Origin of the sequence: Burkholderia sp. NRF60-BP8, assembly GCF_001522585.2 — a bacterium.
Lineage (GTDB): Bacteria > Pseudomonadota > Gammaproteobacteria > Burkholderiales > Burkholderiaceae > Burkholderia.
Map to the genome: position 1 here is coordinate 239,653 of NZ_CP013373.1, position 24,782 is coordinate 264,434.

Genomic DNA, 24,782 nt, shown 5'->3' on the forward strand with positions numbered 1-24,782 from the left:
ATCGATACCGGACGACGAAACGCGCGTGGTGTCACGCGCGTTTCATTCAACGATCCAGGGCACAAAATACCGAATCGAAATGCCCTCGCGAATAGGTTGAAACGACCTTTCGAAAGTCTCTTCCGACTTAGCGGAAACCCTTATCCGTCGGGGCTTGCAGCGTTATTCGAGTCATCCTTCCAAAGCGCGCATATCGGTAGTGTTACCACTACCCCAAAAAAGTCCCACAAATTAATTTGATCACCTACACTTGCGCGCAAGTACGGGCGGGCGGCCGCTAAAAGCGGCGGTTTTCACGTGCTTGAGGCCAAGTGCATGAACGATGCAACCGGCGAATCGTCCAGTGATGGCAAACACGGGGATGGCAGCGGGGCACCGGGCGATGGCGTTTTTTGGGACCGAACTGGAGACTTACATGAATATCAAGATGCAAAAGCTGTTGCCGATCACCGCAGCGGCGATGCTGTGCGCTGCAGCTGCAAGCAACGCGTCCGCCGATCAAGTCGTCAAGATCGGCCACGTCGCGCCGTTGACGGGCGGCATTGCACACCTGGGCAAGGACAACGAAAACGGCGCGCGTCTCGCCGTCGAGGAAATCAACGCGAAGGGTCTCACGATCGGCGGCCAGAAGATCACGCTGCAACTCGATCCGCAGGATGACGCCGCCGACCCGCGGCAGGCGACGCAGGTTGCGCAGAAGCTCGTCGACGACAAGGTCGTTGCGGTGGTCGGCCACCTGAACTCGGGCACGTCGATCCCGGCCTCGAAGATCTACAGCGATGCGGGCATCGTGCAGATCTCGCCGTCGGCGACCAACCCGGCGTACACGCAGCAAGGCTTCAAGACCACCTACCGCGTGGTCGCGACCGATGCGCAGCAGGGCCCGGCGCTGGCGAACTACGCGCACTCGAAGGGGATCAAGAGCGTGGCGGTGGTCGACGATTCGACCGCATACGGCCAAGGTCTCGCGAACGAGTTCGAGAAGAAGGCGAAGGCGCTCGGCCTGAAGGTGATGTCGCACGACGCGACGAACGACAAGGCGGTCGACTTCCGCGCGATTCTGACCAAGATCAAGGGCGAGAACCCGGACGCGATCATGTACGGCGGCATGGACGCCACCGGCGGCCCGTTCGCGAAACAGGCGAAGCAGCTCGGCCTGCGCGCGAAGATCTTCGCGGGCGACGGCGTGTGCACGGAGAAGCTGGCCGACCTGGCCGGCGACGCGACCGACAACGTCGTGTGCTCGGAGGCCGGTGCGTCGCTCGAGAAGATGCCGGGCGGTGCCGCGTTCAAGGCGAAGTACGAGAAGCGCTTCGGCCAGCCGATCCAGATCTACGCACCGTTCACGTATGACGCCGTGTACATCATCGCCGACGCGATGAAGCGCGCGGACTCGACGGACCCGGCGAAGATCCTCGCGGCGATGCCGGCGACGAAGTACACGGGCGTGATCGGCACGACGACCTTCGACTCGAAGGGCGACCTGCAGCACGGCGTGATCTCGCTGTACAACTACAAGAGCGGCAAGAAGTCGCTGCTCGACGAAGTGAAGATGTAACGCGACCAGCGGTCAACAGCAGGGGTGAAAGCGCGCATGCGGCCACGCATGCGCGCTTTCTTTTTGGGCCGGCGTGCGCTGCCGCGCCGTCAGATTTTCAGGTGCGCGAGCACCCTTGGCGCGACGAGCGCGACGAGCGCCGCGCACAGCGCGACGACCGACAGGCCGATCGTCAGGTTCGCGGCCTGCGCGACCGCGCCGATCACGACCGGACCGAACAGCAGCCCGAAATACGCGAGCCCGGCCACGTGCGCGAGCCCTTCGGCCGCATGGATGCCTTTCACGCGCGCGGCGGCCGCGAACAGCACGGGCATCATGTTGGCCAGCCCGAGGCCCATCAGCGTGAAACCCGTCAGCACCGCGACCGGATTCGGCAGCAGCAGCGCGCCGATCATCCCCGCGCACGCGAGCGACGCACTCGCGAACACGAGCTGCGGCGCGCCGAAGCGGGCGCGCACGGCGTCGCCCGCGAAGCGCGCGACGGCCATCCCGCCGGAGAACGCCGCGTACGCGGCGCTCGCGAGCGCCGGGCTCGCCGCGACCACGTCGCGCATGTAGACCGTCGCCCAGTCGTACATCGCGCCTTCGGCGACCAGCGCGATCAGCGCGATGCCGCCGAGCATCCACAGCGCGGGCGAGCGCCAGCGGTTGCCGCCGCCGTGCGCCTGTTCGTGATGCGGCACGTGCGGCAGCACGGCCGGGCTCGCGGCCACGAGCACCGCGGCGCTCACCGCCGCCGCGAGCGCGAGATGCGCGACCGGCGCCATGCCGGCCGACAGCAGCGCGCCGCCGGCCGCCGCGCCGGCCATCCCGCCGATGCTGAACATCCCGTGCAGCGACGACATGATCGGCTTGCCGAGTGCGATTTCGACCGCGCTGGCCTCGGCGTTCATCGCGACGTCGAGCGTCGCCATCGAGAAGCCGAACAGCGCGAGCACCGGGAGCAGCATCCAGTAGTCGGGCACGACGAGGATCAGCGCCGCGCACGCGGACATCACGAGCCCGCCGGCGAGGCACGCGGTGCGCGAGCCGACGCGCGCGATCCAGCGCGCGATGGTCAGCATCGCGGCGATCGATCCGCCGGCGACCGCGAACAGCGCGATCGACAGCAGCCCGGGGCTCAGCGCGAACTTGTCGCGCACGGTCGGCACGTGCACGCCCCACGACGCGTACATCATGCCGGCGACGAAGAACAGCGCCATCGACGCCGTGCGCGCACGCTGGCGGGCGGGCAGCGGCAGCACGCGATGCGCGTCGGGCGGCGCGGCGAACGGGGACGACGATTCAGGGGAGGAGGATTCGGACACGGGAAGGCTCGCCAGGAAAATGCGCGGGCGCACACGGCGCCCGTCGGATCTGTCCGATTCTATCGAACCGCTTACGTTCTTGCCGGGCGATGGCCGTTCGGTCGATGCCCGGGCGATCGGGCCATCCTGCGGCGGCGGCCCGGTGTCGCATCGGCCGTTCTTTGGCCGTTCGGCCGATGCGCAGCGTACGGCGAGCGCGGGTAACATCGATGCGATGCCCGCCGCGCCGCCTTTCGACCGCAGGAGTTCCCCTTGAACATCGATCCCGCCTTCGCCTTGCATCTGCTGCACCGCTGCGCGCTCGGCACGCTCGCCACCCATGCGCGCGAACCGCAGGGCTTCCCGTACCCGACGGTCGTGCCGTTTGCACCCGATGCAAGCCATCGGCCCGTGATCCTGGTGAGCGGCCTGGCCGAGCACACGCGCAATCTCGCCGCCGATCCGCGTGCGGGTTTCCTCGTCGTCGATGCGAGCGGCGGCGAGGTCCTGAATGCCGAGCGCGCGACGCTGCTGGGCCGGTTCGTGCCGCTCGGCGACGATCCGCACGTCACCGCGCGTTACCTGCGCTACGAACCGGACGCCGCGCGCTATCTCGCGCTCGGCGATTTCGCGTTCTGGGCGCTCGAGATCGAGCGGCTGCGCTATATCGGCGGGTTCGGGCGGATGGGCTGGGTCGACGGCACGCATCTCGATGCGCTGCCGCCGCTCGCATTCGACGACGAACAGGCGCTGTGGCGTGCCTACGAGGCGAGCGACGCACACCGCGACGGGCTCGACCTGCTCGGCGTCGATCGTCATGGCGCGGACTGGCGATGCGACGGGCGCCGCGTGCGCACGCCGTTCGAGTCGCCTTCGGCCGATACCGGTGCGCTGCACGAGCGGCTGATCGCCTGCGCAAAGGATGTGACGTGACGTCACGGGTCAGGGATTTGTCCGTTTAGCAAACTGCGTCATGTGGTTTTTGCAAAACTGTCGTCCGATGAAAGCTTTGATTTTCTCGAATGCAGGGTAATTGCGTATGTTGATAGACCGAATAGTCGATCGCTAATGTCCTAATCTCTATGCAGGAGCGTAAAAATTTGAGAAAAGGCCGCGGCCGGTCAAAATGACATGCGCGAATTCCAATTGGCCTCGGGATTTTCATGAATCTCGCTTCTATCAAATCTTTTTTGTGCTAATCTCTGCCTTCGAAAATCCGAGGCACATATATTTCATGAATGGTGAGCTGGCTGCAGACCGGCACCATTGGTCAGATAGATAGAAAGGGAAACTATGTCTTCTTACAAGGACCTGCTGGCCCAGCGGGAGAAGCTGGAGAAGCAAATCGAAGAAGCGAAGTCGCGTGAATACGCTGAAGTGCTGAATGACGTGAAGCAGAAAATTGCCGACTACGGCTTTTCGCTCGCCGAACTCGGTCTCAGCCGCGCGAAGGCCGGCAAGGTCGGTCGTCCGCGCGCAGGCGTGGCCGCCAAATACCGCGATCCGGAAACGGGCGCGACGTGGTCGGGGCGTGGCAAGCCGCCGCGCTGGATCGCCGGCAAGAACCGCGATCAGTTTGCGATTTAAACGTTCGTTTAAGTTGCTCGCTCTTCAAGAGAGCCGCGTGTCCGTCGAGGAGCGCGGCTTTTTTGTTTCCGGACACCGGCAGCGCCCGGCTGCGCCGTCATGAAAACGTAAGCATGTGTCGCGTGAATGAAAATGCGACACGTTCGTATAAGCGGTTGATTTAAATGAGAAATTTGTGGGTATTGGCTGGGCTCGCGGGGCGCCTTTGATAGAATTACGACTCGCACACCGATATCTCATATTTCATGTCCACGTTTTCCGGCGACGCGCAGAGCGCGGATAAGCACGCAGTCGCGCGCAAGAGCACGCTCGTCAGTATTGTCCTGAATGTCGTGCTTGCGACATTTCAGATCGTCGTCGGCGTGATTGCGCATTCGCAGGCATTGATTGCCGACGGTGTGCATTCGATTTCCGATTTGATCTCGGATTTTGTCGTGCTGGTTGCGAATCGGCATAGCGGCGCATCGCCGGATGCCGACCACAATTACGGCCATAGCCGCTACGAGACGGTCGCGTCGCTGTTTCTCGGCGCGATCCTGATTGCGGTCGGTATCGGCATGCTCTGGCGCGCCGGCGACCGCCTCGTTAATCTCGAAAACATTCCGGCCGTGCATTTTTCCGCGCTGATCGTTGCGCTGACGGTGCTCGTGTCGAAGGAAGCGTTGTTTCGCTACATGCTGCGTGAAGCGCGGCGCGTGCGCTCGGCGATGCTCGTCGCCAACGCGTGGCATGCGCGTTCGGATGCCGCGTCGTCGCTCGTCGTCGCGATCGGCATCGTCGGCAGTCTGGCCGGGGTGCGGCTGCTCGACCCGATCGCGGCGGCGATCGTCGGCTTCATGGTCGCGCGCATGGGCTGGACGTTCGGCTATGACGCGTTGCAGGACCTCTCCGACCGCGCGCTCGATACGGCCGACACGGCCGAAATCCGCGCGCTGCTCGCCGCGACGCCCGGCGTGCGCGACGTGCACGACCTGCGCACGCGCAAGATGGGCGATGCCGCGCTCGTCGATGCGCACATCCTCGTCGATCCGAAGATCTCCGTCTCCGAAGGGCATTACATCGCTGAGACCGCGCGGGCGCGCGTGCTGTCCGACCCGCGCGTGCTGGATGCGCTGATCCATGTCGACCCCGAGAACGACGCGGCGCGCCGTCCGGCGCTCGCGCTGCCGCCGCGCGGCGAGCTCGCGGCCCGGCTCGAGGCCGCGCTCGCGCAGCGCGGGTTGCACGCGGCGGCGATCAACCTGCATTACCTGAGTACGGGGCTCGAGGTCGACGTGACGCTCGACAGCGACCCGCGCGACGCCGATGCGGCGCTGGCCGGGCGGCTCGACGTCGAGACGCTGAAGCGCGAGTTCGGTGCGCGCCGGATCGGCTTCACGCGCACGTTGCCCGTGCAGACCTGACCGGGCAGCCGGCAGCCGCGAACGCGGCCGGCCGCAGGCGCGGGCCCGCGCATTACAGCGGCAGTTGCGTGTCGAACTTGATTTCGCGCAGCACGACGCTCGTGCGCACCTGCGACACGGCCGGAATCTTGAAGATGCGTTCGTGCAGGAACACGTCGTAGGCCTTGATGTCCGGCGCGACGATCTTGAGGATGTAATCGGCTTCGCCGGTCGTGCTGTAGCACTCGGTGACTTCCGGGCAGGTCGCGATCTCGCGCTCGAACTGCTCGACGCCGCCTTCGTTGTGGCGCGTCAGGTGCACGTGCGCGAGCGCGCAGACGTGCAGGCCGAGCTTCTCGCGATCGAGCAGCGCCGTGTAGCGCTGGATCACGCCCGACTGTTCCATGTCCTTGATGCGGCGCCAGCACGGTGTGCTCGACAGACCGACCTGATCGGAGATTTCCTGCACGGAACGGCGCGCGTCGAGCTGCAACAGGCGAAGGATTTTTTGCGAAAAGGAATCGAGCGTCACCTGCGCCTCCATGCGGCAGCTACAACACGCTGAATGTTAGAGGGCCGGGGAAGGAAAGGCAATCTGGCGACGCGCCGTTGAGCGAGATTCGCTAATTTGCTCGCGGATCCGTGGGATTTTGTCCCGCCCCCGCGCGATCCGACCGATCGGTATCCGACACGGCCAGACCCGCGAGCGCGGCCTGCTGACGGCGCAGGTCGGCCAGCATGTTGCAGAACAGTGCGCCTTGCTCGATCGCGTCGTCGAGCGCGACGTGCGTGTGCGGATGGTCGTCGAACCAGTGCTTCGGAAAGCGCGGCTTGATCGCCTTGCGGTACGGCAGGCCCGTCATCGCGAACGCGAGCGTCTTGATGTCGAGCGCCGACCACGAGAACGGGCAGCGCCCCGCGAAACGCATCATGTACCAGAACATGAACGTGAAATCGAAGCCGGCCGGCATCGCGACGAACACCGGCTTGCCGGGCAGCGCCTCGACCCATTCGACGTAGGCGACCAGCGCCGTCTCGGGCGTCTGCAGGTCGCGCCGGCACGCGGCCCACGCTTCGGGTTCGGTTTTCCACCAGGCCTCCTGCACCGGGTGCGCGTGCGCGCCGGGCAGGGTCTCGAGGTTTGCCGAGAACGTCGCGATCAGCTGCTTGTCCTCGGTATAGGCGGCCGACGCGAAGCTCAGCATCGAGTGCGGGCCGGGAATCGGGCCGTCGGCTTCGACGTCGGTGCTGACGTAAATTTCCGGGATGGCGGTCTGGTTCATCCGAATACCTTGTCGGACACGAACGGATTCGTGCGGCGCTCGTCGCCGAACGTCGACACCGGGCCGTGACCGGGCACGAACGTGACGTCGTCGCCGAGCGGCCACAGCTTTTCCTTGATCGAACGGACGAGGTCCTCGTGATTGCCGCGCGGGAAATCGGTCCGGCCGATCGAGCCCGCGAACAGCACGTCGCCGACGATCGCGACGCGATGCGCGCGGCTGAAGAACACGACGTGGCCGGGCGTGTGACCCGGGCAGTGATAGACCTCGAGCGTCTCGTCGCCGAACTGCACTGTGTCGCCGTCGTTCAGCCACCGGTCGGGCTCGAAGCTGTCGGCGGCCGGAAAGCCGAAGCGTTCGCTCTGCATCGGCAGCTTCTCGATCCAGAAGCGCTCTTCTTCCTGAGGCCCCTCGATCGGCACGCCGTAGCGCGTCGCGAGCGTCTTCGCGCCCGCGCAGTGATCGATGTGCCCGTGCGTGAGCAGCACCTTCTCGACCTGCACGTTCTGCCGCGCGACTTCCTGTTCGATCCGGTCGAGATCGCCGCCCGGATCGACGACGGCGGCGCGGCCCGTCTTCTCGCAGACGAGCAGCGAGCAGTTCTGCTGGAACGGTGTGACCGGAATGAGCGTGACTTTCATGGAGGCACCGGCGGCTAAAAGGACCGATTGTACCGGTCGCGCGCGCCGCCTGCCGTGCGTGCGACGCATGCCGCGGCGTGCGGATGAGGGCATTCCCGGAGCATGCCGATTGTTACAGCCATAGCGAGAATCAATGGTCCGCCGGGGGCGCTTTTCGAGACAAGGTTTTGATTTATGTATAATGCGCCCCATTGCGCGTGAATTTCACGCAATTCGCTGGTGTTTCGGCCCCGTTAAACGAGGCATCCGATTCACCGTCAAGCATCGGCCGCCGGGGAGTCCGGCGGTGTATCCAGCACCGAGCATTCGGTGCTCACGTCTTGTCCGGCCGGGTGCTGCGCGCCCGTCCGCGGCCCTGCTGCCGCGCCGCCGGATGAGGCCTGTGCCGCCGTTCCTGTGCGTCGGTCGTATCGACGCGCGCGAACGTGAAGCCATGTTCGATGGCGGCATGTGGGGTCTGGTCAGGCTGTTGGGGACAGGTTGCGCCAGACGTGAAAGCTAATCAGGACGGTTGCGGCCTAGACGAACGCCGCGCCCATGCTAGCCGCCTGCTCGCACTCGAGCGGGGCGTGCACGCATTTGCCGTCCGGGCCGCATCGCTGCGTTGTGACGCAGCGTTGTATCGATGCGGCCCGAACCAGAAGGCGACACGTCGATGAATTTACGTTTTCCGAGCCGATTCGGAACCATTGCATTATTTTTTGCGCTGACGGGCTGTGCGGTGCCACCCAGCCAGACCACCGGCAGCGTGAGCCAGAAGAAGGCGGTCGACAAGACGGCCGCTGCCGCGAAGGCGGACGACGACAAGCAGCCGCTCAATTTCGATTCCGCGCTGGCATCGATGCCGGCTGCCGACAGCAAGGACGCGAAGAAGTCGTCGCTGGCGGACGCCGAGCCGATCGACGGCAAGGACGTATCCGATTTCCGCCAGACCGGCCGCGCATCGTGGTACGGGCGGGATTTCCACGGCCGCCGCACCGCGAACGGCGAGCGCTTCAACATGAATGCGTTCACCGCCGCGCACCGCACGCTGCCGCTGTCGTCGTACATCAAGGTGACGAACGCATCGACCGGCAAGTGGGTCGTCGTGAAGGTCAACGATCGCGGGCCGTTCAAGCGCGGCCGCGTGCTCGACCTGTCGTACGCGGCGGCCAAGGTGATCGGCCTCGTGCACGCCGGCACGGGCCGCGTGAAGATCGAAGGGCTGTCGCCGCAGGAAGCGCGCGAGGCGCGCGACGAAATGTTCGCGTCGATCTCGGCGAAGTAACGCGGCGGATCGTCCGCTCATGCACGAAGGGCTGCCTGCCGGCAGCCCTTTGTCGTTTCCGCGCGCCGGCGTCGCGCGTCAGCCTTCCTTCAGCACGAGCGCACGCGCATACAGCGTGTTGCGCGACGCACCCGTGAGTGCGGCCGCGAGCCTGGCCGCGCTCTTCACCGGCACCTCTTCCAGCAGCAGCCTGAGCAGCGCGTCGTGCGCGGTATCGTCGGCTTCGCCGCTTGCCGCCGGCGCGCCTTCGACGACCAGCACGAACTCGCCGCGCTGCCGGTTCGCGTCGCCGGCGAGCCAGCTCCGTCCTTCGGCCAGGGTGCCCTGGAACAACTCCTCGTGTAGCTTGGTGAGCTCGCGCGCGATCAGCAGCCGGCGCGTGGGGCCGAACGCGTCGGCGAGCGCGGCGACGGTTTCGGCGATCCGGTGCGGCGCTTCATAGAACACCAGCGCGTACGGGTGCGAGGCCAGCGCCTGCAGCGCGGTCGCGCGCTGCTTCGCCTTCGGCGGCAGGAAGCCCGCGAACGTGAACGCGCCGGCCCAGTCGCCGGCCACGCTCAGCGCGGTCACGGCCGCGCTCGGGCCCGGCAGCGGAACCACCGTGAAGCCGGCGGCACGCACGGCGTCGACGAGCCGCGCGCCGGGGTCCGAGATGCCGGGCGTGCCGGCGTCCGACACGTAGGCCACGCGTTCGCCGCCACGCAGCAGCTCGATCACGCGCTGCGCGGCTTCGCGTTCGTTGTGCTCGTGCACGGCGACGAGCGGTTTCGAGATCCCGTAGCGGGCGAGCAGTTGGCCCGTGTTGCGGGTGTCTTCGGCCGCGATGCGATCGGCGAGGCCGAGCACGTGCAGCGCGCGCAGCGTGATGTCGGCCGTATTGCCGATCGGTGTGGCGACCACGTAGAGCGCGGCGTCCGGGTAGTGCTGCGTATGCGCGAGTTCGAGGAGGGCAGTCATGGCAGGCAAGGCACGCAATCGCGGCACGAACGGAACAAGGACGGCATTGTGCCACGCGGCGCCGGCCCGACCGGATGGCGCGCGCGGTCGGCCGCATTCGGGCGACAACTTTTCCGGCGCGGCGCGATCCAAGCCGGTCGGTGCCGTGTTCGAGCAGCGCGCGCGGCAGTTTCTCGAGCGCCGCGGTCTCGGGTTCGTCGCCGCGAACGTGACGATGCGCGGCGGCGAGCTCGATCTCGTGATGCGCGAGCCCGACGGCATGCTCGTGTTCGTCGAAGTGCGCGCGCGGCGCAGCGCCCGGCATGGCGGCGCGGCCGCGAGCGTCGGCTGGCGCAAGCGGCGGCGTCTGGTCGCGGCCGCGTTGCAGTTCTGGTCGCGGCACGGCGCTGGCGCCGCGTGCCGTTTCGACGTCGTCGCGTTCGAGGCCGGACGGCTTGCGTGGCTGCGCGACGCATTTCGTACCGACGATGCGTAGCCGCGAGCTGTGACGAGATGTAAAGAGTTCTTGCCGGACCCCCGGAGAGGGCGCCGGAGTACGGTAAACTCGCCGCACCCACGATGTCGCGCGAGTTGTGCCGCGCGCCCAGTTCACCAGGAATCGATGTCAGTCGAACGTATTCAGCAACAATTCCGCGACAGCGCCGCGCTTCATGCCGAAGCGGCCGACGCGCTGTCGCTGCCGATCGCAGCCGCGGTCGATGCGATGTTCGCCGCACTGGCGAACGGCAACAAGATCGTCGCGTGCGGCGACGGCCCGTCGGCCGCCGCCGCGCAATACCTCGCCGCGTCGCTCGTCGGCGGTTTCGAGCGCGAGCGTCCGGGCTTGCCCGCGATCGCGCTGGCCACCGACGCGTCGCAGGCCGGCCTCGCGGGCGCGGCGGCCGTCGAGCAGTTGTTCGCGCAGCAGGTGCGCGTGCTGGGCCAGACGGGCGACGTCCTGCTGGTGCTCGACGCGGGTGGCGCATCGCCGCGCGTGCTCGCGGCCATCGACGAAGCGCACGAGCGCGAGATGACCGTCGTCGCATTGACGGGCGGCAACGGCCACACGGTCGCGGCGGCGTTGTCCGACACCGATATTCCGATCAGCGTGCCCGCCGTTCGCGCGGCGCGCATCCACGAAGTCCATCTGCTGACCATCCACTGCCTGTGCGACGGCATCGACGCGATGCTGCTGGGTGAGGATTGAACGAAGGAGAGCCGTCGATGAATCAAAGCCGCGTCAAACAGACGCTCGTCAGAACCACGCTGCTCGCCGCGCTGACGGCGGGCCTCGCCGTGTCGCTGCAGGGTTGTGTGCTCGGAGTCGTGGGCGCTGCGGCGGGCGGCGGCGCGCTGATCGCGACCGATCGCCGTACGCTCGGCGCGCAGACGGAGGATCGCGAGATCCAGGTCAAGTCGCTCACGCAGATCAACAACGGGCTGCCGGACCAGTCGCACGTCAACGTGACGGTGTTCAACCGTCGCGTGCTGCTGACGGGCGAAGTGCCGAACGATGCGTCGAAGCAGCGCGCCGAGGAAATCGTGCGCGGCATCAACAACGTGAACGGCATCGTCAACGAGCTGTCGGTCGAGCCGGCGTCGTCGCTGTCGTCGCGCGCGAACGACTCGTACCTCGAAGGGCGCGTGAAGTCGGAGCTGATCGCGACGAAGGGCATCTCGGCGAACTATTACAAGGTCGTCGCCGAACGCGGCAATCTTTACCTGATGGGCCTCGTGACGGTGGATGAAGGCAATCGCGGTGCGGAAGCCGCGAGCCAGGTGCCGGGCGTCGAGAAGGTCGTGAAGGTGTTCCAGTACGTGAAGCCGCAGGACGCGCAGGCGCTGCAGGACGCGTCGCCGGCGAGCGGCGCATCCGGCGCGCAGGCGGCCGCCGCGCCGGCGGACAGCGCGACGGTCGGCGCGGTGCCGGACGCGTCGGTGCAGTCCGCGCCGCTGCAGTCGCCCGCGCCGATCTCGAATTCGTCGAGCGTGCATCCGGGCAATCCGAAGGCGAAGGCGCAATGACGGGCATGCGGATGAAGCAGATGAAACGATGGATGATGCAGGGCGCCGCGGCTGCGGCGTTCGCGGCCGGCACGCTGGGCGTCGCGCATGCGGACGTCGGCGACGGCCTGAAGGTGGCGCGCAGCAACGCGTGCATGGGCTGCCATGCGGTCGACCGCAAGCTCGTCGGCCCGTCGTTCAAGGATATCGCCGCGCGCTACAAGTCCGATCCGCAGGCCGTGGCCAAGCTGTCGAAGAAGGTGAAGGACGGCGGCTCGGGCGTCTGGGGCGCGATTCCGATGCCGGCGCATCCGCGCATGAGCGATGCCGACGTCCGTTCGGTGGTCGAATGGGTATTGGCGGGGGCGCCGTCGAAGTAACGCGACGGGAGTGACGTAACCCCTATTGCCAAGCGCGGAAATGCGTGTGTATGATGGTCGACTGTTGGGGCGGTAGCTCAGCTGGGAGAGCGTCGCGTTCGCAATGCGAAGGTCGGGAGTTCGATCCTCCTCCGCTCCACCAACGGAATTTGAAAGGCCCGATCGCGAGATCGGGCCTTTTTGTTTGTCCGCGGGAGCTCGGCCTGCGCGCTAAGTCGCCAATTCATGGATCACCCTGAACGTCGGCACCGACAACACGGCGAACCCCGCCGTCATGACCGCGAGCACCGCGGTCCTCTTCCGCAGCAGCGCGCAGAGGGCGATCGATAGTCCATACAACGCGCAGGTCAGAATGATGATCCACCACAGCGCCGCGTAGCCGGCCCCGCCTTCGAAGTTCGATACGTTCTGCGTGATCCGGGTCGCGAGATACCCGGCGACGGTCATGCTCGCGGGCAGGCACAGCACCGAATACAGCACGAAGACGACGATCTGTCGCGGTGTCGGCTCGGATGACGTCATGGCGAGGGCGTTCTTTTGCGGATGGACGAAGGCGCCCGACCGCCCGCCGCGCAGGCCGATTCAGGCAGCCGGCAGAATGCGGCCGTTTGCCGCGTTTGGCAACAGCCACCCGTCACGCCACCCGCCGTCCCGCCACTCCACCCTAAACCCGCCCGAAACTCGGCCGCTTCGGATCGTACGTCCACCCCGGCACCAGATAGCGCATCGCGACCGCATCGTCGCGCGCGGTGCCGCCCACCTCGTTGTACAGCGCATGCGCGGCCTCGACCTGCGCCATGTCCAGTTCGATGCCCAGCCCCGGCCGTTCCGGCACGGCCACCTTGCCGCCGACGATCGCGAACGGCTCGCGCGTGAGCCGCGCGTCGCCTTCCTGCCAGATCCAGTGCGTATCGATCGCGGTGATCGTGCCGGGCGCGGCCGCCGCCGCATGCGTGAACATCGCGAGCGACACGTCGAAGTGGTTGTTCGAATGCGAACCCCAGGTGAGCCCCCAGTCGCGGCACAGCTGCGCGAGCCGCACCGAGCCCTGCATCGTCCAGAAATGCGGATCGGCGAGCGGAATGTCGACCGCCTGCAGCCGCACCGCATGATCCATCTGCCGCCAGTCGGTCGCGATCATGTTGGTCGCGGTCGGAATCCCCGTCGCGCGGCGGAATTCGGCCATCACCTCGCGGCCCGAATAACCGCCTTCCGGCCCGCACGGATCTTCCGCATACGCGAGCAGGTGGCCTTGTCCGCGGCACAGCGCGACGGCCTCGTCGAGCGACCACGCGCCGTTCGGGTCGAGCGTCGCGCGCGCGTCGGGAAAGCGCGCCTTGATCGCCGCGATCGCTTCCATCTCGTCGGCGCCGGCCATCACGCCGCCCTTCAGCTTGAAATCGGCGAAACCGTAGCGCTCGACCGCGGCTTCGGCCTGCCGAGCGATCGCGGCCGGCGTCAGCGCCGCTTCGTTGCGCAGCCGGAACCACGGCACCGACGCCTGCGCTTCGTCGCGATACGGCAGATCGGTGCGGCGCCGGTCGCCGATGTAGAACAAATACGCGAGCATCGGCACCGCGTCGCGCTGCTGGCCTTCGCCGAGCAGCGCCGCGACCGGCACGTCGAGGTGCTGGCCGAGCAGGTCGAGCAGCGCGGCTTCGATCGCGGTGATCACGTTGTCGAGCCGCAGGTTGATCTCGTGCGGCTGACGCAGCACCGCCGCCTCGCCGGCCGACGTCACTTCGTGGCGAATCGTGCGTCCGGCGCCGGCGCCCGCGCCGGACAGCGCCGCGCGCACCGCGTTGAGCGTGGCCTGGTAGCGTCCGATCGGCTGCCCGACCACGAGATCCGTCATGCGCTCGAGCGCGTGGCGGATGCCTTCGCCGCCCGGCACTTCGCCGACGCCCGTATGCCCGCTGCCGTCGTCGAGGATCACGAGGTTGCGCGTGAAGTACGGCGCATGCGCGCCGCACAGGTTGAGCAGCATGCTGTCGCGGCCGGCGACGGGAATCACCTGCATGCGGGTGACGCGCGGGGTGCCGGCACGGCTGGGTTCGGACATCGGTTCGCTCCTGGTTCCGGTGGCGTGCGGGCCGCCGGACGCGCCGGCGCGGCCCGCGCCGTTCATTGAAGCTCGACGCGGCGGATCTCGCCGACGACGAACAGGTAGCAGATCACGGCGACGAGCGCATGCGCGACGACATAGACGAGCGCGCCGTTGAACGAGCCGCTTCGGTCGACGATATAGCCGATCGCGATCGGCGTCGTGATGCTGGAAAGATTGCCGCACGTGTTGAGCAGCGCACCGCTCAGGCCGGCGATCTGGCGCGGCGCGGTGTCGGCGTTGACGGCCCAGCCGAGCGCGCCGAGCCCCTTGCCGAAGAACGACAGCGCCATGAACACCACGACGAGCACGTGCGAATCGGTGTAATTGCAGACGATCATCGACATCGACAGCAGCATGCCGATCACGATCGGCACCTTGCGCGCGACCGACAGCGACCGGCCCTGCCTGAGCAGCGCATCGGACACGACGCCGCCGAGAATCCCGCCGAGGAACCCGCATACGGCGGGGATCGACGCGACGAGGCCGGCGTTGAGGATCGACATCCCGCGCGCCTGCACGAGATAGACGGGGAACCACGTGATGAAGAAGTAGGTGAGCGCGTTGATGCAGTACTGCGCGACGTACACGCCGACCAGCATCCGGTTCCTCAGCAGCGCCTTCACTTGGCGCATCGACGGGCCGCCGTCGCGCCCGCCCGTCGCCTGGTCGATGTCGACGAGCGCCCCGCCTTCGGCGAGGTAGTCGAGTTCCGCGCGGTTGATGTTCGGGTGATGCTTCGGGTCGTACATCGTGCGGTTCCACACCAGCACGAACACGAAGCCGAGCACGCCCATCACCGCGAACACCGACTGCCAGCCGAACGCATGCACGAGCCAGCCCATCAGCGGCGCGAACACGACGGTCGCCGCGTACTGCGCGGCGTTGAAGATCGCCGACGCGGTGCCGCGCTCGGGCGCCGGGAACCACGCGGACACGATCCGGCTGTTGGCGGGGAACGACGGCGCCTCGGCCGCGCCGACCAGGAAACGCAGCCCGAACAGCAGCGCGAACGCGGCCGCCCCGCCGAAGAAGCCGATCCCGCCTTGCAGCAGCGTGAACAGCGACCAGAAGAAGATGCTGAATGCGTAGACGATGCGCGAGCCGTAGCGGTCGAGCAGCCAGCCGCCGGGCAATTGCGCGATCACGTACGACCAGCCGAACGCGGAAAAGATGAAGCCCATCTGCACGTGGCTCAGGTGCATCGAGCGGGCCAGCGCCGGGCCCGCGATCGCGATGGCGGCGCGATCCGCGTAGTTGATCGTCGTGATCGCGAACAGGACGGCCAGCACCAGCCAGCGCACGCGGGTGCGCCGGGCCGTTGCCGACGCGGACGCCGGCAGCGCGTGAAGCGGATTCATGACTTGTCTCCTCCGAAGGGCGGAAGGTGCCGTCGTGCGGCAGGCGCGTCGGGTGCGCGCGTGATGTGTGTGGATGCCGCCGACGGGAGGCCGGGCACCGGACGCCGATGCAGGCGGGGCGTCCCGGCCCATTCTGTCATGTCGACATTTGCGCTTTCATGCCAATTGCTGACTTGATCGATTCAGCATTTGAATCGATCGAAGGCGGCGCGCGGTCACGCGTGCGCGTCGTCCGGGCTGTTGCGGTGGCGGCGCGCGACGTGCTGCGCGAGAAACTCGACGGCGGCGCGCACGCCCGGCAACTGGCCGCGCCGATGCGGCATCAGCAGCGTCGTCGTGACGGTGCCGGCGCACCAGCCGGGCAGCACGCGCACGAGCGTGCCGGACGCGAGCGCGGCCCCGGCGATCCAGTCGGGCAGGCAGGCGAGGCCGAGGCCGGCCGTCGCCGCCTGTAGCAGCAGCGTCGATTCGTCGGCCTGCAGCCGCAAGCGCGGCGTCACGTCGACGGCGTCGCTGGCATCGTCGAGGCGCTGCAGCCGCCACGGCTGCGGCCCCGGGTGGAGCCCGTCGTGCCGCGCGAGATCGGCCGGCGTGTCGGGCGTGCCGGCCCGTGCGAGATAGGCCGGCGCGGCGACGACGACGATCGGCGACGCCGCGAGCGGCCGTTGCACGAGCGCGGAATCGGGCAGCGGCGCGAAATGGCTGCGCACCGCGATGTCGAAGCCTTCCTGCGCGATGTCGACGAGGCGGTCGCTCGCATGAATCTGCAGCAGCAGCTTCGGGTGCGCGATCGCCAGCGCCGGCAGGCACGGCGCGAGGATGTGCTGCGCGACCGGCACCGAGCTCGTGATCCGCACGACGCCGGCCGGCTCGGCGGCCTGCCGCAGCACCGCGTCGCGCGCGCTTTCGGCCTCGATCACGGCGGCGCGCGCATGCTCGAAGAATTCGGCGCCGACCGGCGTGAGCCGGAAGCTGCGCGACGTGCGATGCACGAGCCGCGCGCCGAGCGTGCGCTCGAGCTCGGCCACGCGCTTGCTGACCGTCGATTTCGGCAGGTCGAGCCGGCGCGCGGCCGCCGACATGCTGCCGGCATCCACCGCCTGCACGAACAGGTAGAGATCGTTCAGATTCACTTCCAGCGTCCACATGGAGAAACGACGGGTTTCGATTTTAGCGGCTACTGCGTCATCGTCCGCCATGGGAGCATAACGGCTCGTTCAACTTTCGCGGAATTCCCCGATGTCTCCGATCCTTCTCTACGGTATTCCCGCCGGCTGCTCGTTCGGCTCGATCGTCGCGCTCGAATGGGTCGCCCGCCCGTACCGGCTGTCGCGCATCACGATGCCGGGCGCCGTGACGAGCGACGCGTTCGTCGCGCTGAACCCCGTCGCCGAAACGCCGGCGTTCGTCACCGCGAACGGCGACGTGCTGACCGAAAGCATCGCGATCCTCGGCCATATCGGCGCGCAGGCGCTCGACAGCGGCCTCGCGTTTCGCCAGGGCAGCGCGGATTTCGACCGGCTGAACCGGATGCTGGCGTGGCTGAACACGACGTTCTTCAACGCGTTCGGTGCGCTCTGGTACGTGTACGAACACGACACCGAAGGCGCCGAGAAAGCGGCGCTGCAGGCGTACGGCCGCGGCAAGGTGCTGAAGGCGCACCGGCAGCTCGAAGCGCTGCTCGAACGCGGAGAAGGCCCGTGGCTGCTGGGCGCGCGGCGCACGCTGGCCGATGCGTACTTTGCCGGGATCGCGCGCTGGGCCGACTATCACGCGGTGTTCGAGCGCGATGCGTTTCCGCATGTCGCCGCGCTGCGCGCGCGGCTGGCCGACGATGCCGGCGTGCGGTTCGCGCACGCGATCGAGGAAAACCTGCCGCCGCCGGTGTCGTCCGCGTTCGAGGGGCATGTGTCGCTCGACGACGCGTTGGCCAGCGCGCGCGGCATCGCGGTGCCGGCGCGGGCTGCCTGATCGGCCACCTCGGCCACCTCGGCCGCGCGTCAGGGTGGAATCCGCTGGCGATATTTTTACCCGGGCAATATTGACATCCAATTAATACCCGGATAAAAATAGCGTCATTCCGATTCCAGCCCGCGGGCGACCACCATGACGACTTCCACGCTCCTTCCTTCGTACACGGCCTTCGACGGCCACCGGCGGCTCGCGTCCGGCCCGCTCGCGACGGTCGCGCTCGCGGTCCGGCAGACGGCCGGCGACGCGATGCCCGGTTCGATCCTGATCTTCGACGACGCGACGGGCCGCTCGATCGACCTCGACCTGCGCGGCACCGTGGACGACATTCGCGCGCGCTATGCGGTGCCGTCGGGCGATGCATCCGGCGGCGCCGGCGAGCCGGCCGGCGCGGGCGAGCAGCGCGGCCGCGGCCGGCCGAAGCTCGGCGTCGTGTCGCGCGAGGTCACGCTGCTGCCGCGTCACTGGGAATGGCTCGGCGCGCAGCCGGGCGGCGCGTCGGTCGCGCTGCGCAAGCTCGTCGAGGACGCGCGGCGTACGCATGCGGCGGCCGACCGGCAGCGCGACGCGCAGGCCCGTGCCTACCACTTCATGTCGGCGATGGCGGGCGACCTGCCCGGTTTCGAGGAAGCCGCGCGGGCGCTGTATGCGAACGATCCGGCGCGACTGGCCGAGTGCGTCGCCGGCTGGCCCGACGACGTGCGCGACCATGCGCTCGCGCTGGCGCGCGGCGACCTGCCGCCGTCCACCGAAGGCCACTGACGGAGCGCCGACGCCATGACCGTATTCGACCTGAACCGCGGCGCGATCGCGCCGGTCGCCGACGAAGTCGACCTCGTCGATCTGCGTGTGACGGGCGCCATTCCGCGCGAACTCGACGGCACGCTGCTGCGCAACGGCCCGAACCCGCCGGGTGGCCGTTTCGAAGGCAACGACATGCTGTCGTGGTGGCCGGAGGCCGCGATGCTGCATGCGATCGCGTTCGACGGCGGCCGCGCGGCCGGCTACCGGAACCGCTGGGCGCGCACGCAGCGCTGGGCCGCCGTGCACGCGCCCGGGCAAGTGCCGCATCTGCCCGACACCAATCCGAACGTGAGCGTGTTGCAGCATGCGGGCGAACTGCTCGCACTGGCCGAGGGCGGCGCGCCGCTCGCGATCACCGCCGCGCTCGATTCGCTCGGCCTGCCGGCGCGGCATGCGGGTTTCGACGGCGGGATGACCGCGCATCCGAAGGTCGATCCGGTGACCGGCGAGCTGATCCTGTTCCGCGCGGACTGGCGTGCGCCGTGGCTGCGCTACGGCGTCGCGGATGCGCAGGGCGTGCCGCGCGTCGAGCTCGAGATCGAGCTGAGCGCGCCGTCGATGATGCACGACCTCGCGATCACCGAAACCCGCAGCCTGTTGCTCGACCTGAACGTCGGCTACGACTTCTCGCTGCTGAAGCAAGGCCACCGGATGCCGCTGCGCTGGCACGACGACCGGCCCGCGCGCATCGGCGTGATCCCGCGCCATGGCGGCGACGTGCGCTGGTTCGGCGTCGAGCCGTGCTTCATCCAGCACGTCGTGAACGCGTACGATTGCGACGCGTCGTGCATCGTGCTCGACGCGGTGCGCTATCCGTCGTTCCTGCGGCTCGACGCGCGCACGGGCCGCTTCGCCGACAACCCGGTCGGCGAGCTGTGGCGCTACGTGATCGATACGGCGAACGGGTTGGTCGACGAAGGACCGCTCGCCGACGGCGGCATCGAGCTACCGCGCATCGACGAAAGCCGGACCGGGCGCCGCTACCGCTACCTGTATGCGGCCGAGCAGCCGAACAACGCCGAACTGCGCGGCGTGATGCGTTTCGATCACGTGCGCGGCACGACGATGCACTACGCGGTGCCGGCCGGCGACCAGAACAGCGAGCCGGTGTTCGTGCCGCGTCCGGGCCGTCGCGACGAAGACGAGGACGACGGCTGGCTGCTGGTGATGGTCTACCGCGCGGCGACGGATACGAGCGACGTCGTGATCCTCGATGCGCGCGCGATCGACGCGGGGCCGGTCGCGACCGTGCATCTGCCGCGCCGCGTGCCGGCCGGGTTCCACGGCGCGTGGGTGCCGCGCGAACGTCGAACGTGAGCGGCGGCGCGCGTCACTGCGCGCGCAGCGCGTCGACGATCTTGAGCCGCGCGGCGCGCATCGCCGGCAGGAAGCCGCCGACGAGTCCCATCACGAGCGAGAACGCGAGCGTCTTCACGACGATCGCGGGCGTCAGCACGAAGCGGAACGACAGGTCCGAGAAGGTCTGGAAGTTGGTCGTCGAGAACGACGCGAACTGCATCAGCGACGCGCACGCGAGCCCCATCACGCCGCCGACGAAGCCGAGCAGCAGCGCCTCTAGCAGGAACGCGGCGAGCACGTTGGTGCGCTTGAAGCCGAGCGCGCGCAGCGTGCCGATCTCGGCCACGCGGTTCGCGACCGATGCATACATCGTGATCATCGCGCCGATCATCGCGGCGATCGAGAAGATCGTCGACAGCGTGATGCCGAGGATGTTGATGAACGTCGACAGCGCCTTCGACTGGTCGCCGTAGAAGGTCTGTTCGCGTTTCGCCTCGTCGGTCAGCCGCGGGTCGACGTCGATGTCGGCCTTGAAGCGCGCGAAGCCGTCGGCGCTCGGGATGCGCAGCACCATCGACGAATAGCTGGTGCGCCGGAACGACTGCATCAGCTGGTCGACGTCGCCCCAGATCTCCGAGTCGAAGCCGCTGCCGCCCGCGTCGAACACGCCGACGATGGTCCAGTCGCGCTGCGCGAAATGCAGGCGGTCGCCGAGTTGCGTGCCGCTGAAGCCTTTCGCGATCGCGCTGCCGACGACGATCTCCGACGAGCCCGGCGCGAACGGGCGGCCGGCCGCGAGCTTCACGTGCGGCCGCAGCGCGAGGCCGGCCGGCGACACGCCGCGGATCACGACGTTCGACGGCTTGCCGGTCGAGGTCTTGACGAGCGAGATCAGCACGACGGCTTCCTTCGAGACGAGCGGCCGTCCGTCCGGGCCGAGCGCGACGGCCGGGTGCATCTCGAGCGCGTTGGCCTGCTGGTGGTCGATCGAACTCTGGATCTCGGTCTCGGCGCCCTTGCGGATCACCACCGCGTTGTCCGCCTCGCCGGTCGACACGAGCGTTTTCGTGAGCCCCGCGTCGAGCATCTGCACCGTCGCGAACACGAAGATCACGAGCGCCATCCCGCCGGCCGTGAGCGCGGTGGTGAGCCGTCGGGTCCACAGGTTGCGCGCGATGTAGGTGAGCGGAATGGCCATGCGCGCCTCTATCCGATCGCCCGCAGGCCTTCGACGACGCGCACGCGCGCGGCCTGCCACGCCGGCACGAGCGCGGCCGCGAGACCGACCGCGACCGAGCACGCGGCCTGCAGCACGACCGTCTCGGTCGACACCTTGAACACCGGGAAGATGCCGCCGGCCGCCTGCTTGAACAGGCTCGCGGCGGGCGGCGTCGCGAGGATGCCGAGCGCGCCGCCGGCCACCGCGATCGCGACCGATTCGCCGAACACGAGCAGCGCGAGGAACCCGGGGCCGAAGCCGAGCGCCTTCAGCGTCGCGTATTCGGCCGTGCGCTCGCGCGCGCTCATCGCCATCGCGTTGGCCATCACGGCCATGATGATCAGGATCACCACGTACGACACGAGGCGGATCGCCGCGATGATCTGGTTCGACATCGCGACGAAGCCGAGCTGGAACGCCTGTTCGGTCTCGGTCAGCGTTTCGGCGAGCGAGTTCTTGAACACCGCGTCGACGTTGCGCGCGATCGACGCGCCGTCGTCGGGGTTCGCGATGCCGAGCACGAACACGCCGACCTGGTCGGCCTGCTTCGGCGTGCGCTTGCGCACCGTCTCGTTCAGATAATCCCAGTGGAACACCAGCTGGCGCGTGATCGTCGAATCGTCGCGGCCGTCGAGAATCCCGCGCACGACGAAGTCCCACGTGCCCGGATAGATCGTGCCCTTCAGCGGGATCACGTCGCCGACCTTGAAGCCGAACTGCGTCGCGAGCTGGCGGCCCACGAGGCAGCCGCGGCGGTCGCGGTCGTAGTCGGCGCGCTGCTGCGCCGGCAGGATGAATTCGGGATACAGGTCGAGATAGTTGTCCGATACAGCAAAGCTCGCGAAGAAGTTCTTCGGGTCGCGGTAGATGCCGCCGAACCAGTTCGAGCGGACCACGGTCGTCACGCCGTCGACGCCGCGGATCCGGCTCTCGTCGCTCACCGGCAGCGGAAACACCAGCGAGATCGCGTTGCGCGTGACGAGCCGGCCGCTGGACGCGGCCGCCGCGCCCGCGTACCACGCGTCGACCACCGTATGCAGCAGCCCGAACGCGAGCACCGCGATGGTCAGCCCGAGCACGGTCAGGAGCGTGCGCAGCCGGTGCCGCAGCGCGTTGCGCGCGATCAGCTTCACGACCATCTTGCGCGCTCCCGCCGCCGGTCAGCCGGCGTGCCCATCGATCAGTTCTCCTTTTTCCAGATGGACGAGCGAGCGCGCGGCGCCGGCCGCATGCGCGTCGTGCGTCACCATGATGATCGTCTTGCCGAGTTCGGCGTTCATCCGCTGCAGCATCGCGAGCACGTCGGTCGCCGACGCGCGGTCGAGGTCGCCGGTCGGCTCGTCGGCGACGATCAGCACGGGATCGGTGATCAGCGCGCGCGCGATCGCGACGCGCTGCTGCTGGCCGCCCGACAGCTCGGACGGGTAATGGCGCGTGCGATCGCCGAGATTCACCATGTCGAGCACGAGCTCGACGCGCTCGCGTCGTTCGCGGCGCGACAGGTGCGTGAGCATCAGCGGCAGTTCGACGTTCTCGAACGCGGTGAGCACGGGCATCAGGTTGTAGAACTGGAAGATGAAGCCGACGTTCGCGGCGCGCCATTCGGCCAGTTGCGCCTCGGCGAGTTGCGAGATGTCGAGGCCGCCGACGCGCAGCTCGCCGCTGTCGGGCCGGTCGATGCCGGCCACGAGGTTCAGCAGCGTGCTCTTGCCGGAACCGGACGGCCCCATCAGCGCGACGAAGTCGCCTTCGCCGATGTCGAGCGAGATGTCGGTGAGCACGGGCACGATCTGGTTGCCGCGCCGGTACGACTTCGCGACGTGGCTGATCTCGACGAGGGGCGGTAGGGCGTCGTTCACGCGCGCTACTTCTTCGCGACGGTCACTTTCGCGCCGTCCTTCAGCTTCGCGCCCGGCGCGAGCACGACCGTGTCGCCGGATTTCACGCCACGGATCGCCACCAGTTCGCCGATCCGCATGCCGCGCGTCACGGCCGCCGCATGCACGGCGTCGTCCTTCACGACGAACACGACCGGCCGGCCGTCGCGCTCGACCACGGCGCTCGCCTGCACGGCGGTCACCGGCTGTCGGTCCTGCGGCGACGCCGGCTTCGACAGGAACGCGATCTTCGCGCTCATGTCGGGCAGCACGCGCTCGTCGCGGTCGACGAAGCGCACCTTCACGAGCACGGTGGCCTTCGAGCGGTCGACGGTCGGCACGATCCGCGACACGCGGCCGGCGAAGCGCATGTCGGGCAGCGCGTCGAGCTGGATCTCGCACGGCTGCTCGGCGCGGATCTTCGCGATGTTCGATTCGGCGACGTCGGCCTCGACCTCGAGCGTCTCCATGTCGGCGATCGTCACGACCGCGCCCTTGCTGTCCGACGCGGACGAGAACGGCGTGATGTTGTCGCCGACGTTCGCGTGCTTGGCGAGCACGATGCCGTCAAACGGCGCGCGGATCACCGTCTGATCGACCGCGACCTGCGCGGCCTGCGCGTTCGCTTCGGCGGACGCGATCGCGGCCCGGTCGCTGGCGAGCGTCGCGCGCGCCTTGTTCACGCGCGCCGTGTCGGTGTCGAGCTGCGCGGCCGGCACGGCGCCGCGCGGCGCGAGCGCGGCGGTGCGGCGCAACGCGATCTCCGCATCCTTGAGTTCCGCCTGCGCGACGCCGAGGTTCGCGCGGGAAACCTGCACCTGCGCGCGCGCCTGGGCAAGCGACGCCTGCACGTCGCTGCTTTCGAGCCGCGCGATGATCTCGTCCTGCTTCACGCGCGTGCCTTCGAGCACGCCGAGCCATTCGACGCGCCCCTGGCCCTTCGACGCGACCGCGGCCTTGCGTTGCGGCACGACGTAGCCGGTCGCATTGAGCTGCGTGTCGTTCTGGTACGGGTAGGCGGACGTGACGGACGTGGTGTCGACGGTCGGCCGACCGGTGAGCGCGAGGCCGGCGACGATCGCGATGACGATCAGCGCGGCGGCGACCGCATAGCGGACCCACCGGCGCCGGCGCGGCACCGGTGCGATCGGACGCCGGTCGATTTTCAGTTTGTCCAGATTGTGATCGGGCAATTTGAGCGCCTCGAGACGGCGGCGGTCGTGTGACCGGCGCGATCCGGTTTCCGGGGAAAGGGACGGATGGACGCCAGTATAAGCGCGGCCCCGGCGCCGTGCGAGCCGGTTTGCGGCGCCGTGCGGCGGCGGCCTGTCCGGCCTGCCGGCGCAGGCTGACGCGCCGGCCCCCGGGGAAACCCGAGGATGCAAGCAACGTGTCAACTTGCCGCGAACGCGGTGCGTTATGGAACCAGTGCGCCAGGTTTTGTCGCGACGGAAACGGCGAAAGCCGGCCTCGCGGCCTGGGGCTCCGGTGCGAATGCCTCGCATCTTTGATTACCGGTACGTTTGATTTTTTCTCCGCTAAAGGAAGAACAATGAAGAAGACGCTCGCTTCGATCATCGCCGCAGCATTCGCGCTCGCATCGGTTTCGGCATTCGCACAGGCGTCCGCGCCGGCAGCCGACACGTCGGCCGCCGCTTCGGCACCGGCCAAGAAGGATCACAGCAAGCCGAAGCACCAGCTGAAGCACCACGGTTCGAAGAAGGGCCAGGCGAAGGCTGCAGCCGCATCGGCCGCCGGCACGAACGACGCAGGCACGCAGAACTAAGCGGTTCGCCCCACGACCGGCGTTGCCGGTCAGCGGT

Annotated in this window: 26 protein-coding genes and 1 tRNA gene; 14 read left to right on the forward strand and 13 right to left on the reverse strand. The window is 68.1% G+C overall.

The window, feature by feature from the left end:
* Nucleotides 1–415 precede the first annotated feature (415 nt).
* Nucleotides 416–1,558: a branched-chain amino acid ABC transporter substrate-binding protein gene (locus WS54_RS14115; protein WP_034209563.1), complete on the forward strand. Its 1,143-nt coding sequence runs from the start codon at nucleotides 416–418 to the stop codon at nucleotides 1,556–1,558.
* 89 nt (nucleotides 1,559–1,647) lie between these two features.
* Here WS54_RS14115 and WS54_RS14120 read toward each other — a convergent pair whose 3' ends face one another.
* A complete protein-coding gene (locus WS54_RS14120) occupies nucleotides 1,648–2,865 on the reverse strand; it encodes an MFS transporter (RefSeq protein ID WP_059780473.1) in 1,218 nt (405 codons plus the stop codon).
* Nucleotides 2,866–3,117: 252 nt separating this feature from the next.
* Between WS54_RS14120 and WS54_RS14125 the strand changes: the two genes are divergently transcribed.
* The 3 genes from WS54_RS14125 to WS54_RS14135 all read left to right on the forward strand — a co-directional run bounded on the left by WS54_RS14125 (nucleotide 3,118) and on the right by WS54_RS14135 (nucleotide 5,834).
* Nucleotides 3,118–3,777 carry a HugZ family pyridoxamine 5'-phosphate oxidase gene (locus WS54_RS14125; protein WP_059780373.1) on the forward strand — a complete coding sequence of 220 codons (660 nt, stop codon included), beginning with the start codon at nucleotides 3,118–3,120 and terminating at the stop codon, nucleotides 3,775–3,777.
* A 360-nt stretch (nucleotides 3,778–4,137) separates the two neighbouring features.
* On the forward strand, nucleotides 4,138–4,431 hold the full coding sequence (locus WS54_RS14130; RefSeq protein WP_034209561.1) for an H-NS histone family protein: 294 nt from the start codon (nucleotides 4,138–4,140) through the stop codon (nucleotides 4,429–4,431).
* A 245-nt stretch (nucleotides 4,432–4,676) separates the two neighbouring features.
* Complete coding sequence (locus WS54_RS14135; protein WP_034209560.1) at nucleotides 4,677–5,834, forward strand: cation diffusion facilitator family transporter; 1,158 nt, start codon at nucleotides 4,677–4,679, stop codon at nucleotides 5,832–5,834.
* Nucleotides 5,835–5,886: 52 nt separating this feature from the next.
* Here WS54_RS14135 and WS54_RS14140 read toward each other — a convergent pair whose 3' ends face one another.
* The 3 genes from WS54_RS14140 to WS54_RS14150 all read right to left on the reverse strand — a co-directional run bounded on the left by WS54_RS14140 (nucleotide 5,887) and on the right by WS54_RS14150 (nucleotide 7,737).
* Nucleotides 5,887–6,357, reverse strand: coding sequence for an Lrp/AsnC family transcriptional regulator (locus WS54_RS14140; RefSeq protein WP_006477376.1), 471 nt, complete (start codon nucleotides 6,355–6,357; stop codon nucleotides 5,887–5,889).
* Between the two features lie 79 nt (nucleotides 6,358–6,436).
* A complete protein-coding gene (locus WS54_RS14145) occupies nucleotides 6,437–7,096 on the reverse strand; it encodes an exonuclease (protein WP_034209559.1) in 660 nt (219 codons plus the stop codon).
* Nucleotides 7,093–7,737, reverse strand: a complete 645-nt coding sequence (locus tag WS54_RS14150; RefSeq protein ID WP_034209558.1) for an MBL fold metallo-hydrolase — start codon at nucleotides 7,735–7,737, stop codon at nucleotides 7,093–7,095. Before WS54_RS14150 ends, WS54_RS14145 begins: the two co-directional genes overlap by 4 nt.
* A 655-nt stretch (nucleotides 7,738–8,392) precedes the next feature.
* Between WS54_RS14150 and WS54_RS14160 the strand changes: the two genes are divergently transcribed.
* Complete coding sequence (locus WS54_RS14160) at nucleotides 8,393–9,004, forward strand: septal ring lytic transglycosylase RlpA family protein (RefSeq protein ID WP_034209557.1); 612 nt, start codon at nucleotides 8,393–8,395, stop codon at nucleotides 9,002–9,004.
* Between the two features lie 78 nt (nucleotides 9,005–9,082).
* On the opposite strand, the gene rsmI is transcribed toward WS54_RS14160, so the two are convergent.
* Nucleotides 9,083–9,961, reverse strand: coding sequence for a 16S rRNA (cytidine(1402)-2'-O)-methyltransferase (gene rsmI, locus WS54_RS14165; protein WP_059780372.1), 879 nt, complete (start codon nucleotides 9,959–9,961; stop codon nucleotides 9,083–9,085).
* Between the two features lie 46 nt (nucleotides 9,962–10,007).
* Here rsmI and WS54_RS14170 point away from each other — a divergent pair, with 46 nt between their 5' ends.
* The 5 genes from WS54_RS14170 (at nucleotide 10,008) to WS54_RS14190 (ending at nucleotide 12,466) form a co-directional block, all read left to right on the forward strand.
* Entirely contained in the window at nucleotides 10,008–10,436 is a 429-nt protein-coding gene (locus WS54_RS14170) for a YraN family protein (protein WP_179955225.1), read from the forward strand.
* A 126-nt stretch (nucleotides 10,437–10,562) separates the two neighbouring features.
* Complete coding sequence (locus WS54_RS14175) at nucleotides 10,563–11,147, forward strand: SIS domain-containing protein (RefSeq protein WP_034209554.1); 585 nt, start codon at nucleotides 10,563–10,565, stop codon at nucleotides 11,145–11,147.
* A gap of 17 nt (nucleotides 11,148–11,164) precedes the next feature.
* On the forward strand, nucleotides 11,165–11,965 hold the full coding sequence (locus WS54_RS14180) for a BON domain-containing protein (protein WP_034209553.1): 801 nt from the start codon (nucleotides 11,165–11,167) through the stop codon (nucleotides 11,963–11,965).
* Nucleotides 11,962–12,324, forward strand: a complete 363-nt coding sequence (locus WS54_RS14185) for a c-type cytochrome (RefSeq protein ID WP_059780370.1) — start codon at nucleotides 11,962–11,964, stop codon at nucleotides 12,322–12,324. Before WS54_RS14180 ends, WS54_RS14185 begins: the two co-directional genes overlap by 4 nt.
* A gap of 66 nt (nucleotides 12,325–12,390) precedes the next feature.
* Nucleotides 12,391–12,466: transfer RNA gene (locus WS54_RS14190), tRNA-Ala, on the forward strand.
* A gap of 68 nt (nucleotides 12,467–12,534) precedes the next feature.
* Here the strand turns inward: WS54_RS14190 and WS54_RS14195 are convergent.
* From WS54_RS14195 to WS54_RS14210, 4 genes are all read right to left on the reverse strand, one after another.
* Nucleotides 12,535–12,846 (reverse strand): hypothetical protein, encoded by a 312-nt coding sequence (locus tag WS54_RS14195; protein ID WP_034209551.1) that lies wholly within the window; start codon nucleotides 12,844–12,846, stop codon nucleotides 12,535–12,537.
* A gap of 142 nt (nucleotides 12,847–12,988) precedes the next feature.
* A complete protein-coding gene (locus tag WS54_RS14200) occupies nucleotides 12,989–14,386 on the reverse strand; it encodes an enolase C-terminal domain-like protein (RefSeq protein WP_059780472.1) in 1,398 nt (465 codons plus the stop codon).
* Nucleotides 14,387–14,448: 62 nt separating this feature from the next.
* Nucleotides 14,449–15,789: an MFS transporter gene (locus WS54_RS14205; RefSeq protein ID WP_059780369.1), complete on the reverse strand. Its 1,341-nt coding sequence runs from the start codon at nucleotides 15,787–15,789 to the stop codon at nucleotides 14,449–14,451.
* Nucleotides 15,790–16,004: 215 nt separating this feature from the next.
* Entirely contained in the window at nucleotides 16,005–16,988 is a 984-nt protein-coding gene (locus tag WS54_RS14210; protein ID WP_059780368.1) for a LysR family transcriptional regulator, read from the reverse strand.
* A 40-nt stretch (nucleotides 16,989–17,028) separates the two neighbouring features.
* On the opposite strand from WS54_RS14210, the gene WS54_RS14215 reads away from it, so the two are divergent.
* The 3 genes from WS54_RS14215 (at nucleotide 17,029) to WS54_RS14225 (ending at nucleotide 19,881) form a co-directional block, all read left to right on the forward strand.
* The gene (locus WS54_RS14215) at nucleotides 17,029–17,760 is read left to right on the forward strand and encodes a glutathione S-transferase family protein (RefSeq protein WP_059780367.1); all 732 of its coding nucleotides are present in this window, start codon (nucleotides 17,029–17,031) and stop codon (nucleotides 17,758–17,760) included.
* Between the two features lie 135 nt (nucleotides 17,761–17,895).
* Nucleotides 17,896–18,522 carry a DUF2239 family protein gene (locus WS54_RS14220; RefSeq protein ID WP_059780366.1) on the forward strand — a complete coding sequence of 209 codons (627 nt, stop codon included), beginning with the start codon at nucleotides 17,896–17,898 and terminating at the stop codon, nucleotides 18,520–18,522.
* Nucleotides 18,523–18,537: 15 nt separating this feature from the next.
* Nucleotides 18,538–19,881, forward strand: coding sequence for a carotenoid oxygenase family protein (locus WS54_RS14225; protein WP_059780365.1), 1,344 nt, complete (start codon nucleotides 18,538–18,540; stop codon nucleotides 19,879–19,881).
* 13 nt (nucleotides 19,882–19,894) lie between these two features.
* Here WS54_RS14225 and WS54_RS14230 read toward each other — a convergent pair whose 3' ends face one another.
* The 4 genes from WS54_RS14230 to WS54_RS14245 are packed head-to-tail and all read right to left on the reverse strand — an operon-like array spanning nucleotide 19,895 to nucleotide 24,152.
* The gene (locus WS54_RS14230; RefSeq protein WP_059780364.1) at nucleotides 19,895–21,061 is read right to left on the reverse strand and encodes an ABC transporter permease; all 1,167 of its coding nucleotides are present in this window, start codon (nucleotides 21,059–21,061) and stop codon (nucleotides 19,895–19,897) included.
* Nucleotides 21,062–21,069: 8 nt separating this feature from the next.
* The gene (locus WS54_RS14235; RefSeq protein WP_059780363.1) at nucleotides 21,070–22,221 is read right to left on the reverse strand and encodes an ABC transporter permease; all 1,152 of its coding nucleotides are present in this window, start codon (nucleotides 22,219–22,221) and stop codon (nucleotides 21,070–21,072) included.
* A gap of 21 nt (nucleotides 22,222–22,242) precedes the next feature.
* On the reverse strand, nucleotides 22,243–22,941 hold the full coding sequence (locus tag WS54_RS14240; RefSeq protein WP_059780362.1) for an ABC transporter ATP-binding protein: 699 nt from the start codon (nucleotides 22,939–22,941) through the stop codon (nucleotides 22,243–22,245).
* A gap of 5 nt (nucleotides 22,942–22,946) precedes the next feature.
* Complete coding sequence (locus WS54_RS14245; RefSeq protein WP_059780361.1) at nucleotides 22,947–24,152, reverse strand: efflux RND transporter periplasmic adaptor subunit; 1,206 nt, start codon at nucleotides 24,150–24,152, stop codon at nucleotides 22,947–22,949.
* 359 nt (nucleotides 24,153–24,511) lie between these two features.
* Here WS54_RS14245 and WS54_RS14255 point away from each other — a divergent pair, with 359 nt between their 5' ends.
* Nucleotides 24,512–24,745, forward strand: a complete 234-nt coding sequence (locus WS54_RS14255; protein ID WP_012327737.1) for a hypothetical protein — start codon at nucleotides 24,512–24,514, stop codon at nucleotides 24,743–24,745.
* The last annotated feature ends 37 nt before the right edge of the window (nucleotides 24,746–24,782 follow it).